General features: G+C 67.0%; 12 protein-coding genes. 5 read left to right on the top strand and 7 right to left on the bottom strand.

Features of this window, described 5'->3' with window-relative positions; genetic code table 11:
- The first annotated feature begins 21 nt into the window (after positions 1–21).
- Positions 22–555: a DM13 domain-containing protein gene (locus ACZ5IK_RS19175; RefSeq protein WP_465488869.1), complete on the top strand. Its 534-nt coding sequence runs from the start codon at positions 22–24 to the stop codon at positions 553–555.
- Here ACZ5IK_RS19175 and ACZ5IK_RS19170 read toward each other — a convergent pair.
- The gene (locus ACZ5IK_RS19170; RefSeq protein ID WP_465488868.1) at positions 552–1184 is read right to left on the bottom strand and encodes a TetR/AcrR family transcriptional regulator; all 633 of its coding nucleotides are present in this window, start codon (positions 1182–1184) and stop codon (positions 552–554) included. The two genes, ACZ5IK_RS19175 and ACZ5IK_RS19170, sit on opposite strands and share 4 nt — an antisense overlap.
- 60 nt (positions 1185–1244) lie before the next feature.
- Here ACZ5IK_RS19170 and ACZ5IK_RS19165 point away from each other — a divergent pair, with 60 nt between their 5' ends.
- The 3 genes from ACZ5IK_RS19165 (at position 1245) to ACZ5IK_RS19155 (ending at position 4992) form a co-directional block, all read left to right on the top strand.
- Entirely contained in the window at positions 1245–1676 is a 432-nt protein-coding gene (locus tag ACZ5IK_RS19165) for an RpiB/LacA/LacB family sugar-phosphate isomerase (protein WP_101610116.1), read from the top strand.
- A gap of 260 nt (positions 1677–1936) precedes the next feature.
- Positions 1937–3589 carry a glycosyl hydrolase family 18 protein gene (locus tag ACZ5IK_RS19160; RefSeq protein WP_465488867.1) on the top strand — a complete coding sequence of 551 codons (1653 nt, stop codon included), beginning with the start codon at positions 1937–1939 and terminating at the stop codon, positions 3587–3589.
- 11 nt (positions 3590–3600) lie between these two features.
- Positions 3601–4992, top strand: coding sequence for a cellulose binding domain-containing protein (locus ACZ5IK_RS19155; RefSeq protein WP_465488866.1), 1392 nt, complete (start codon positions 3601–3603; stop codon positions 4990–4992).
- 565 nt (positions 4993–5557) lie between these two features.
- On the opposite strand, the gene ACZ5IK_RS19150 is transcribed toward ACZ5IK_RS19155, so the two are convergent.
- Positions 5558–7327 (bottom strand): chitinase, encoded by a 1770-nt coding sequence (locus ACZ5IK_RS19150; RefSeq protein WP_465488865.1) that lies wholly within the window; start codon positions 7325–7327, stop codon positions 5558–5560.
- A gap of 245 nt (positions 7328–7572) precedes the next feature.
- Here ACZ5IK_RS19150 and ACZ5IK_RS19145 point away from each other — a divergent pair, with 245 nt between their 5' ends.
- On the top strand, positions 7573–8205 hold the full coding sequence (locus ACZ5IK_RS19145) for a sigma-70 family RNA polymerase sigma factor (RefSeq protein ID WP_465488864.1): 633 nt from the start codon (positions 7573–7575) through the stop codon (positions 8203–8205).
- Here ACZ5IK_RS19145 and ACZ5IK_RS19140 read toward each other — a convergent pair.
- The 5 genes from ACZ5IK_RS19140 to ACZ5IK_RS19120 form a co-directional block, all read right to left on the bottom strand.
- Positions 8202–8852: a response regulator gene (locus ACZ5IK_RS19140; protein ID WP_101610122.1), complete on the bottom strand. Its 651-nt coding sequence runs from the start codon at positions 8850–8852 to the stop codon at positions 8202–8204. The two genes, ACZ5IK_RS19145 and ACZ5IK_RS19140, sit on opposite strands and share 4 nt — an antisense overlap.
- Entirely contained in the window at positions 8849–10396 is a 1548-nt protein-coding gene (locus ACZ5IK_RS19135; protein WP_465488863.1) for a sensor histidine kinase, read from the bottom strand. The genes ACZ5IK_RS19140 and ACZ5IK_RS19135 overlap by 4 nt, the downstream gene beginning before the upstream one ends.
- A gap of 30 nt (positions 10397–10426) precedes the next feature.
- Positions 10427–10906, bottom strand: a complete 480-nt coding sequence (locus tag ACZ5IK_RS19130) for a pyridoxamine 5'-phosphate oxidase family protein (protein WP_465488862.1) — start codon at positions 10904–10906, stop codon at positions 10427–10429.
- 102 nt (positions 10907–11008) lie between these two features.
- The gene (locus ACZ5IK_RS19125; protein ID WP_410603257.1) at positions 11009–11440 is read right to left on the bottom strand and encodes a nitroreductase family deazaflavin-dependent oxidoreductase; all 432 of its coding nucleotides are present in this window, start codon (positions 11438–11440) and stop codon (positions 11009–11011) included.
- A 10-nt stretch (positions 11441–11450) separates the two neighbouring features.
- The gene (locus ACZ5IK_RS19120) at positions 11451–12233 is read right to left on the bottom strand and encodes a TetR/AcrR family transcriptional regulator C-terminal domain-containing protein (protein WP_465488861.1); all 783 of its coding nucleotides are present in this window, start codon (positions 12231–12233) and stop codon (positions 11451–11453) included.
- Between the last annotated feature and the right edge of the window lie 77 nt (positions 12234–12310).

The raw sequence follows: 12310 nt of genomic DNA, 5'->3' as shown, positions 1-12310 counted from the left end.
CGCACACGGTTGAATGGCGACATGAAACGCAAGCGGGTGCTCACCGTCCTGGCGGCCGGACTGGTGGTGGCGGTGGCCGCGGGGCTCTACTGGTTCCAGCCGTGGAAGCTCTGGGTGAACGAAACCGTGCAGGAAGCCCTGCCCGTCGCCCAGACCTCGGCTCCCCTGTCCGCGAGTGCCGCCCCCGCACCGAAAGAGCCCGCGATCGTGGCGACCGGCGAACTGATCAGCCACGAACACGCGACCAGCGGCGGCGTCCGGATCCTGCGCGCCCCCGACGGATCATTGGTGCTGCGCCTGGAGAATCTCGACACGAGCAACGGCCCGGATCTGCGGGTCCTGCTCACCGACGCGCCGGTCCTGCCGGGCAAGGACGGCTGGTTCGTGTTCGACGACGGCGCGCACGTGAGTGCCGGGAAACTCAAGGGCAACAAGGGAAACCAGAACTACACCCTGCCCGAGGGCACCGATCTGACACGCTATTCGAGCGTGACGATCTGGTGCGACCGGTTCAACGTCTCGTTCGGGGCGGCCGAGCTGACCAAAACCGTTTAGGCGAGCCTGCCCATGGCGTATTCCATCTCCGCTCGGACGGCTCGCAGATCGATTCCGCCAGGATCGATGATGGCCGCCACCGCGATCCCCCGCAGTTGCCCGACCAGCGCCGCCGCATACGCGTCGGGGTCACGGACACCCGAAATGGAGCCGCCCGCGATCCCGGCGGCGATGGTCTGGGCGATGGCGAACCGGTACCGGCGATCGGCCTCGGTCATCGCCGACCGCACCGCCGGATCGCCGACGGTCGCGTCCGTCCACAGCACCACGAACGCCCGGTTCAGCGGCGGCATGTCGGTGAGCAGTTCGAAGAAGATGTCCAGCAGCGCGCGCAGCATGTCCATCGGGCTGGGCGTCAGCCCGCCGGTCCGGGTGGCGACGGCGGCGCTGAAGACGTCGGCGAACTTCTCCGCCGCGAACTCGACGAGCCGCTGCACCAGCGTCTCCTTCGAGCCGAACAGCTGGTAGACGACGGCGCTGTGATAGCCGGTCCTGGCGCAGATCATCCCGATCTTGAGCCGGGCGAATCCGGTCTCGCCGATGATGCGGGCGGCGGCTTCGAGAATCCGTGTCCTTGCGATCTCCTGGTCGCGCACGAGCTGATGACGCTCCTCCGCAGACGAGTCCACGACGGGATCCTCCCACGACTTCCGGTTCGCCACCTGTCGACGCGGCGTTACGATCGGGAGATGAAGATCGCCTTCGCGGCCGATGACCGGAACGCCACCACGGACGCCGTCCAGGCCTTCCTCGCCGAGGCCGGTCACGAGGTGATCCGCCCCGCGACGTCGGAGCTCTGGCCGGAACTCGGCGCGGCGGTCGGCAAGGCCGTCGCCGACGGCGAGGCCGACTTCGGCGTCGTCATGTGCTGGACCGGGACCGGCACGGCCATCGCGGCCAACAAGGTCCCCGGGGTGCGCGCGGCGCTGGCCTGGGACACCTGGATCGCCGCGGGCGCGCGCAGGTGGAACGACGCCAACGTCCTGGCACTGAGCCTCAAACGGCTCTCCCCCGACGTCGCCGTCGAAATCGCCGAGGTGTTCCTTTCCGGCATAGCGCCGGACGAGGACGAATCGGCGAATATCGCCCGGCTGGGCGAAATGGACGAACCTCGCCGGTAAGGGCACCGAACCAGTGAACGAATAACGCTGTCGAACGTATTAGGCCGTTCGCAGGAAAATCACCACTCTACGTAGTGACGCTTCCCATATTGGTCCAGACCACGTACCGTCTCCCGCAACAAAGCGTTCCGCATGGAGGTGGTCGATGAAGACGCATCCCCGCCTGCCCGGCTTCGGCCGCGGCAACGCGATGTCGCAGATTTCCCATTGACGAAATCTTCTCCAAGATCATTTCCTGCACCGGGTTTGTAAGGAGTGAAATGTCGAGAAAAAGATGGCATCTGATCGGCCTGTTCACGGCCGTCGCGGCGTTGGCGGTCGGTCTGGTGACCGTTCCGGCGAACGCGGCGGGCGGGGTCGGAGCCACCCTCACCAAGGGGTCTGACTGGGGCGCCGGCTGGGAAGGCAAGTACACGATCACCAACAAGTCCGGCTCCAGCCTGACCTCGTGGACCCTCGAGTTCGACCTCGCGGCCGGACACTCGATCGCTTCGCTGTGGGACGGCAGTTACACGGCCTCCGGCCAGCACGTGACGGTCAAGAACACCTGGAACGGCAACGTTCCCAACGGTGGTTCCGTCAGCTTCGGCTTCAACGTCAAGTACTCCGGCACTTACACCGCGCCCGCCAACTGCAAGATCAACGGCGGTTCCTGTGACCCGGGCGGCGGCACCCCGACGTCCAGCAACCCGCCGACGAGCACGACGACCACCGGGACGAGCACGTCGAATCCCCCGACGACCACCACCACCAGCAACCCGCCGACCACCACGACCACGAACCCGAACCCGGGTGCCAAGAAGAACCTCGGCTACTTCGTGCAGTGGGGCGTCTACGGACGTAACTACCACGTGAAGAACATTCACACTTCCGGGTCCGCGGCGAAGCTGACGCACATCAACTACGCGTTCGGCAACGTCACCAACGGTTCCTGCACGGCGAACGACGACACCTACGCCGACTACGACAAGTTCTACGACGCCGGGTCCAGTGTGGACGGTGTCGCGGACTCGTGGGACGCGGGCGCCATTCGCGGTAACTTCAACCAGCTGCGCAAGCTGAAGAAGATGTACCCGGGCCTGAAGGTGCTGTGGTCGTTCGGTGGCTGGACCTGGTCCGGCGGCTTCGGCCAGGCTTCGAAGAACCCGGCCGCGTTCGCCGAGTCCTGCTACAAGCTGATCAAGGACCCGCGGTGGGCCGACGTCTTCGACGGCATCGACATCGACTGGGAGTACCCGAACGCCTGCGGTCTCACCTGTGACACCAGCGGCCCCGCCGCGATCAAGAACGTGGCACAGGCGCTGCGCACCAAGTTCGGTTCCTCGTTCCTGGTCACCGCCGCGATCACCGCGGACGCCAGCAGCGGCGGCAAGCTCGACGTCGCCGACTACGGTCCCGCGTCGGCGTACTTCGACTGGTACAACGTCATGACGTACGACTTCTTCGGCGCCTGGGCGGCGCAGGGTCCGACGGCCCCGCACTCGCCTCTGACGGCGTACCCGGGTATCCCACAGCAGGGCTTCAACTCCGACGAAGCCATCCAGAAGCTCAAGGCCAAGGGCGTCCCGGCGAACAAACTGCTGCTGGGTATCGGTTTCTACGGCCGAGGCTGGACCGGCGTCACACAGGACACCCCGGGCGGCACCGCGACCGGCGCGGCACCGGGCACCTACGAGGCGGGCATCGAGGACTACAAGATCCTCAAGAACAGCTGCCCGTCGACCGGCACGATCGCGGGCACCGCGTACGCGAAGTGCGGCAACAACTGGTGGAGCTACGACACTCCCGCGACCATCAACGGAAAGATGGGCTGGACCAAGAACCAGGGTCTCGGCGGCGCGTTCTTCTGGGAGCTCAGTGGTGACACCGGAAACGGTGAACTCGTCACGGCCATGCGCAACGGCCTGAACTGAGAGGTTTGACAGTGGCTAAGCGGAATTGGATCCAGGCCGTCGGCCTGGCCGCCGCTGCCGCAACGGCCGGCGCGGTCCTCGTGATCGCGCCGGCCTCCGCGGCCGGCGGCGTCGGCGCCGCCTTCAGCAAGGGCTCCGATTGGGGCTCCGGCTGGGAGGGCAAGTACACGATCAGCAACAAGTCGGGATCGAGCCTTCCCACGTGGACGGTCGAATTCGACCTCCCCGCGGGACATTCGATCGCTTCGCTGTGGGACGGCAGCTACACGGCGTCCGGCCAGCACGTGACGGTGAAGAACACCTGGAACGGCAACCTCGGCAACGGGGGCAGCACCAGTTTCGGGTTCAACGTCAAGTACTCCGGCGGCTACGTCGCCCCGGCGAACTGCAAGATCAACGGTGGCTCGTGTGATCCGGGCGGCGGTACTCCGACCACGACGCCGACCACCCCCACCACACCGACCACCACCTCACCGACGACGACGACCTCGACCCCGCCCACGACCACCACGAGCAACCCGCCGCTGCCCGGCGGCCGTGGCGCGCCGTATCTGTACATGGGCTGGGGTGACCCGCCGAACCCGCAGACGGTCATGAACGCGACCGGGATCAAGTGGTTCACGATGGCGTTCATCCTGTCTTCCGGCGGCTGCAACCCCGCGTGGGACGGCAGCCGTCCACTGCAGGGCGGTGTCGACGCGAACGCGATCGCGCAGATCAAGGCCGCGGGCGGGCAGATCGTGCCGTCCTTCGGCGGGTGGAGCGGCAACAAGCTCGGCCCGAACTGCTCGACTCCGGAATTGCTCGCCGGGGCCTACCAGAAGGTGATCGACGCCTACGGTCTCAAGGCGATCGACATCGACATCGAGAACACCGACGAGTTCGAGAACGCGACGGTGCAGGACCGTGTCCTGAACGCGCTGAAGATCGTGAAGGCGAACAACCCCGGAATCCAGACCATTCTCACCTTCGGCACGACGACCACCGGCCCGAACTCCTGGGGCCAGCGGCTCATCGACCAGTCGAAGGCGCTGAACGCCGGGATCGACGTCTACACGATCATGCCGTTCGACTTCGGCGGCGGCGCGGACATGTACGGGAACACCATCAACGCCGCGAACGGCCTGCGGGACAAGCTGAAGTCGACGTTCGGGTGGAACGACGCCACGGCGTACGGCCACCTCGGCATCAGCGGGATGAACGGTCTTTCGGACCAGCGGGAACTGACGAGTCTCGACACCTGGACCCGTATCACCAACTGGTCCAAGACCAACAAGATCGCCAGGCTCGCGTTCTGGTCGACCAACCGTGACCGGGGCTGCCCCAACGGCGGGGTCGCCGAGAACTGCAGTGGCATCGCGCAGAACGACTGGGACTTCACGCGGATCACCGCGGGCTTCTGACGTCCCTTTCCCCTGAAACTGCGGGCCCGCACCGAAGCTGCACGGTGCGGGCCCGCTCCATGGCCGCTCCCCCTGCCCGCCTCCCCTTGCGCGCCTCCCCTTGCGCGCCTCCCCTTGCGCGCCTCCCCTTGCGCGCCTCCCCCTTGCGCAAGTAGTCCTCTAGTTGCGGTTCTTGCGTGCGCAACTACCGCAACTAGAGGACTACTTGCGTTGGGGCACCGCACCGCGTGGCGCGTCTCCCAGCGCAAGTAGTCCTCTAGTTGCGCCGATCATTCGGGCTGCGTGCCCACCCCCGGTTGCTATGAAAGGCCCGTTACTTGCAAAATTTGCAAGTAACGGGCCTTTCATAGCAACCGGCGAGGCACGAGCGGGCCGGTCGCACTCCCACCTACCTCAAGCGCGTGAAGGCCCCCTTCCCTCGGCTGAGCCGAGGGAAGGGGGCCTTCACGCGGGTCCTGTCAGCGGCAAGTGAGCCCGCACCACGAGGCGCATCTCCCAAAGCAAGTAGTCCTCTAGTTGCGGTCCTTGCACACGCAACTACCGCAACTAGAGGACGAAACGCGGATCAGGGAAGGGCGTTCAGGAAGGGTTCGTGGGCGTTCTGGAATTCCCAGCCGTAGTACCGGTCCCAGTTGATCGACCACGTCATCAGCCCGCGCAGCGCGGGCGAAGCACCGCCGCGCAACGTGTACGACCCGCAGCCGGAGTTCTTCACCAGGCAGTTCAGCGCCGAATGCACCGCCGCCGGCGCGGTGTGCCCGTTGCCCGCGCTCACCGCGGCCGGGAGGCCGAACGCGATCTGGTCCTCACGCAGCCCCGGGAACCGGAACCCGGTCGAGGACACCGTGAAGCCCGCCTTGATCATGTCGGTCATCGCGATGTGGAAGTCCGCGCCGCCCATGAAGTGGTACTGGTTGTCCAGCCCCATCACCGGTCCGGAGTTGTAGTCCTGGACGTGCAGCACGGTCAGCGCGTCCCGCATCGCGTGGATCACCGGCAGGTACGACCCCGTCCGGTTGTCCGCGCCGCCGAGCCCGCCGTAGTACTGGTAGCCGGTCTGCACGAAGAACGTCTCCGGCGCCATCGTGAGCACGAATCCCGTGCCGTACTTGGCTTTCAGCGTCTTCAGCGCCGAGATGAGGTTGACGATCACCGGCGTGGTCGGGTTGCGGAAGTCGTTGTCACCGGAGTTGAGGTACAGCGAGTGTCCCTCGAAGTCGATGTCGAGCCCGTTCAACCCGTAGCGGTCGATGATCGCGGAAACCGAACTGACGAAGGCGTCGCGCGCCGCGGTGGTGGTCAGCTGGACCTGGCCGTTCTGACCGCCGATGGAGATCAGGACCTTCTTGCCCTGCGCCTGCTTCGCCTTGATCGCGGCGATGAAGTCCGCGTCGCTTTCCACGGTCGGGCATTCCGCCACCGGGCACCGCGTGAAGCGAATGTCGCCCGACGTCACCGAAGTCGGCTCACCGAAGGCGAGGTTGACGATGTCCCAGGCCGCCGGGACGTCGGCCATCCGCGTGTAGCCGGAACCGTTGGCGAAACTCGCGTGCAGGTAGCCGATCAGCGCGTGCTTCGGCAGGCCGGTGTCGACGCAACCGCCGGTCGTGGCGCCCGCCTCCGCGCTCTTGGGCGATTCACCCGCGCTGTTGTACGCGGCCACCGAGTAGCTGTGCGAAGAACAGGCCGTCAGCCCCGAAACGGTGGCGGAGGTCCCGGTCACCGTCGCGACCACGTTCCCGCCTTCGTACACGCGGTACCCCGTCACCGTGCCGGCCGAGGCTCCCCACGAGAGCGTGATCGACGAGTTAGTCACCGTGCCCACGGTCGGATTCCCCGCTGCCGGAGGCGCTCCCGGGGTGCCGCCGCCCGGCCCGTCGAGGCTGATGTCGTCCGCGTAGAAGGTGCCCGACCCGTACCAGCCGTGGACGTACACCTCCGCCGTCGTCTGTGTCGCCGACGTCGTGAACGAAAGCGAAAGCTGCGTGTAGCCGGTCGCGGCGGTCCAGGTCGACGGCCCGCCCGTGACCCCGAGGTACACCGGGTTCCCGTTCACCCAGGCGGAAACCGCGTAGGTCGTGCTCGGCTTGACGGATACCGTCTGTGCGCATTTCCCGGTCGTCGAGCCCGGCGTGACCGAAACGGCGTAACCGCCCGAACGGACCGGCGTGCTCACGGCCGCGCCCGCCGCGCAGGACCAGCCGGACGTCGAGCCCGCCTCGAAGCCGGGATTGAGGAGCAGGTTGGCCGCGCTCGCGGTGCCGCCGCCGGTGATCAAACCGGCGAAGGTGAGCACCATAACGGCCAGAAAAGCCAGGGATCTGGAACGCCTCATCGCGATTCCTCTCCGATCATGGGCGGCCTGCCGCCGCGCTGGGCTAATTGTCTAGACCAATCTGGCGAAAGTCCATAGCCGGCGCACACCAGGGTCTAAAGACCCCACTACTCCGGGCTGCAGTACCGGTGCGACTCGCGAACGCGCTCCGTAACGTCGGAAGAGTCAACCAGAGCTGGGGGCTTTCGGGAGGTGGGGACGATGGGAACGCACAGGTACACACCGAGAACGGCCCACCCGGCGTGATGACCGTGTCCGAAGCCGTGCGCCCGGCGTACGTGCCCCGGCCGGGCGAGCCGGACGGCGAAATGATCCGCGCGGCGATCAGTGGTGACCGGCAGGCCATCGGGAGCTTGCTGACGCTGCTCCGGCCGATCGTGTTCCGGTACTGCCTCGGCAGGCTGGGCGGTCCGACGCGCGGCATCTCCAACGCCGAGGATTGCGCACAGGAGGTCCTGATGGCCGTCCTTGTCGCGTTGCCGCGCTACAGCTACCAGAACAACAGTTTCCTGCCGTACGTCTTCGGGATCGCCTCGCACAAGGTCGCCGACGTCCGCCGGAACCTCGCCCGCGATCCGTCCGCACCGGTGGCGGATCCGGAACCCGAACAGGACGGGCCATGGAACCCGACGTTCGAAGAGGTCGAGAAGGCCGAGCGCGGACGCCAGCTGTCACTGTTGTTCAAGGTGCTTTCGTCGAAGCAGCGGGATGTGCTGGTGCTCCGGGTGATCCTCGGATTCAGTGCCGAAGAGACCGCGAGCACGCTGGGCATGGCGAGCGCGGGCGCGGTGCGCGTCACGCAGCACCGGGCGCTCAACGAACTGCGGCGGGTGCTGCGCGAGGATCCCGGTTTCGCCGACGGGATCACGCTCTTCTAAGAGGACGGCTTGCGGCGTTGGGTGGCGTAGACGGCGGCGGCGGTGCGGCGTTCGAAGCCGAGCTTGTGCAGCAACGAGGACACGTAGTTCTTGACCGTCTTCTCCGCCAGGAACAGCTTTTCGGCGATCTGGCGGTTGGTCAGCCCGTCGGCGATGTGGTCGAGCACGCGCCGTTCCTGCGGGCTCAGCTGTTCGTACCGCGGGTCCGGATGATCGTCGGTCTCGCCGCGCAAGCGGTTCATCACCGACGCCGTCAGCGTGCTGTCGAGGAGCGATCCGCCCGCCGCGACCGTGCGGACGGCCTTGACGAGCGCACCGCCGGACACCTGCTTGAGCATGTACCCGGCCGCGCCCGCCATGATCGCGCCGAACAACGCGTCGTCGTCCGAGTACGACGTCAGCATCAGGCAGGCGGGCGGCGGTTCGACGGATGCCCGGATCTCGCGGCAGACACTGATCCCGCCGCCGTCCGGCAGCCGGACGTCGAGCACCGCGACCTGCGGTTTGACGACGGGGATCCGCACGAGTGCTTCGGCGGCCGTGGACGCCTCGCCGACCACCGTGAGATCGTCTTCGGCCTCGAAAACGGTCTTCAACCCGGTGCGGACGAGTTCGTGATCGTCCAGCAGGAACACCGAAATCGTCATCCCACACTCCCCTGTCGGGCCGGCAGCCGCACCGACCAGTCGAGCCTCGTCCCGCCTTCCGGCCTCGCTTCGACGCTGAACGACCCGTTCCAGCGGGCCGCGCGTTCGGCGAGGTTCGCCACGCCACTGCGATGTCCGGGTTCGGCGGGCATGCCGACACCATCGTCCACCACCGAAAGCTTCAACCATCGCCCGTCACGGTCGACCGAGACGTCGACCGACACCGCCGTCGCCTCCGCGTGTCTGACCACATTGGACAGTGCCTCGCGCAGGGTCGCGATGAGATCCGAGCGAACCGTGTCCGGCACGGTCGAATCGAGTGGCCCGTCGAACCCGACCCGGGGTTCGGACGCGCAGCCCGCGTCGAGCGCGACGCGCAGCAGTTCCGACCGAAGGCTGCCCTGCGCCTCCGCCGGTTCCTGCAACGAAAAGATGCTGTTGCGAATCTCGCGGATCGTGCGGTCGATCTCGTGCGCGAAAGTGCTCACGCGTTCGGCGACGGAGGGTTCGGCCGCGAGCCTGCCGAGCCCCTCCAGGCCGAGCCCGATCGCGAACAGCCGCTGGATCACCAGATCGTGCAGGTCGCGGGCGATCCGGTCGCGGTCCTCGAAGACGGCGAGCCGCTGCCTGTCCTGTTGCGCACGGGCGAATTCGACCGCGAGCGCGGCGTGCGCGGCGAAGGTCTCGGCGAGCTGGACGTCGTAGGCGGAGAACGGTGTCTTGTCACGGAACTTCGCCACCAGCAGGACGCCGAGCTTCTCCTCGCCGACGATCAACGGGACGGCGACCGTGGAATCGAGATCCTTGATCACCGCGGGCATCACGGCACCGCGATCACCCTGGTACTCGACCACCTTTTCGCCGTAGTCCCGGACCACGACGGGTTTGCCGGTGGTGAACGCCATCCCGGTCGCGGTGCCCTCCGTCGGCACGACGATCCCGGCGAGCCGGTCCGCGTCCGGCCCCGGCGGCTCGACGATCTCGAAGACCAGCTGCCCGTCGCCTCGCGGACGGGCCACCGCGCCCGCCGTGCCACCGGCGACGACGCGGGCGCGATCGGCGATCAGGTGCAGGGTCGCTGTCAGGTCCTGGTCGGTCAGGAGCGCGCCGGTGACGTGATAGGAGGCTTCGAGCCAGCGTTCGCGCCGCTGCACCTGATCGAACAGCGCGGCGTTCTCGATCACCACACCGGCCGCCGCGGTGAGCGCGACGAGCAGGTCCTCCTCGGATTCGGTGAACTCCTCACCGCCCGACTTGCGGGCGAGGTACAGCATCCCGAAGATGCGGCCGCGCAGGCCGATGGGCATCACTCGGGACTCGTCTTCGGACGGCGGGGACTCCCACGCGTCGCCGAAGCGGATGAATTCGTCCGAATCGAGCACGCTCAGCGCGCCGAACGGCGCACCGGTCAGCTCGCAGGCGGATTCGACCATGCGCCGCAGGACGTCGGGCAGGCTGAGATCTTGGGCGATCCCGGCCACCGCGTCCAGAATTCTCGGCGCCTTGGCGTCACCCGCCGCACTCACCCGCCGCACTGGCGTCACCGTCCCGGACTAACTCCCCGGGCAGTGGGGTCAGGAATGACAAACGCGCCCGGATCGCTCACCTGGTGCGTCGATCACGGACAGTGCTTCGTTACTGCACACGCCGAGGATCCTTCGTCCGGTTACGGACTCGACCGGGATCCGGAGGTACCGGGAGTCCGTTCGCCCAGTCCAGCAGCCCAGCGGCAAGGTCGCGAGCTCGGCGGTCACGATCGGGTCACGCACCTCGGAGGCACGGCCGAGGACGGTGACGTACCAACCGGTCCCCAGGTCCGCGGCGAACCCGTCGACGGCGAACGCCACCACACTGTCGAGCACTCCGGCGAACAACGCGCTCTGTGACGGCGTCCGGATCACGATCGCGCCGTGGTGGAGCGCGAACCGCGCGGGCTGGATCGCCGGCAGTGCCCGGGAGGTGAACACCACCCGGCCGAGCCCGGAACCCGCGAGCAGTGACAGGCACTGCTCGCGGTCGAGCATCTCGAGACCCAAGGAGTCGTACATCGGCATCCTCGCGTTCTCATCGTGTACTTCGTCGAGAACAACGGTCCCTCGCTTACCGACTCGCCGGTAGGGCCGATGGACCCGGCCCCTCGCGGGGGATGCCGGGCGTTACGCCTTGGGTGCCAGCAAGACCACGGGGATCTCGCGCTCGGTCTTGGTCTGGTACTGCGCGTAGTTCTTGTAGTCCGCGGTGATCTTCGGCCACAGACGGGCTCGCAGCTCGGTGTCGGCGACGCTCGCGACCATCGGCTGCGCGGTCTCACCCTTCAAGGTGACCTGGACGTCGGGGTTGTCGCGGAGGTTGAGGAACCACGCCGGGTGCTGGTCGTCGCCACCGCGGGAGGCGACGATGACGTACGCGTCGCCCTCGCGCAGCGGCGAGGTCAGCAGGACGGTGCGCGGCTGACCGGACTTGCGGCCGATGGTGGTCAGTTCCAGCACGGTCATCCCGGCGACCTGCCAGCCGGCGCGGCCGCCGCTGACCTTCTGGATGACGCGATGGACGGCGTTCATGGTCTTCAAGGCGAAATCACTGGGCATGCGGAGAAGGCTACTCCGCTTTCATCGCGACTTCGATCCCGTCCAGGAGAACGGTCAGCGACAGCTCGAAGGCCTCCCTCGCCTCTTGCTCCAGGTAGGACACCGTCTCGTCCTCCATCCGGAACGCCTGTTCGCGCTCCAGCCAGGTCAGCGTCGGAAAACGCTCGGCGAAGTCCGGCGAGACCTCCTTCAGGTGCGCGGACCGCTCGTACCACCATTCGTCGTCGGACTGGCCCGTCGCCTTCTCGGCCAGCCGCGACTCCGAAGCCGTCCTCGCCGGCTCGCGCACGCATGAGTACAGCGCGCTGATCAGCCGCCGCAGCACCACCGGGGACAGCCCGGTGCGGCGCAGGATCTTCACGAGCGCCTCCAGTACGACGTACTCGTTCGGCCCCAGCACCGGCCGCGCCTGCGAGACCTGCAGGACCCAGGGATGCCGCAGGTAGAAGCCCCAGAGGTCTTCGGCCCATCGCGTGGCGTCGGCTCGCCAGCCTTCGCCGTCATAGGAGACCGAAAGCTCGGCGAGCGCCTTGTCGTACATGAGATCGAGCAGTTCGCTCTTGCTCGGGACATAGGTGTAGAGCGCCATGGCCGTACGGCCGAGCTTGTCCCCGACGGCACGCATCGAAAGGCCGGTCATGCCCTCGGCATCCGCGATCGCGACGGCGGTCTCGACGATCAGCTCCACCGAAAGTCCCGGTTTGGGGCCGGGACGCTCGACGTCCGGCGACTCCGTCCGCCACAGCAGGGCCATCGACCGTCGAGGATCCCCCTGAGCCGCGTAGACGACCACTTGCCCACTCCTTACAGCATAAAGTAACCTCTGCTACCCTCACTTTACAGGCTAAAGAGTTCTAACCAGGGGAGAGC

This window comes from Amycolatopsis sp. NPDC031561, from assembly GCF_055580625.1.
This window is presented reverse-complemented; position numbering and strand designations above follow the sequence as displayed.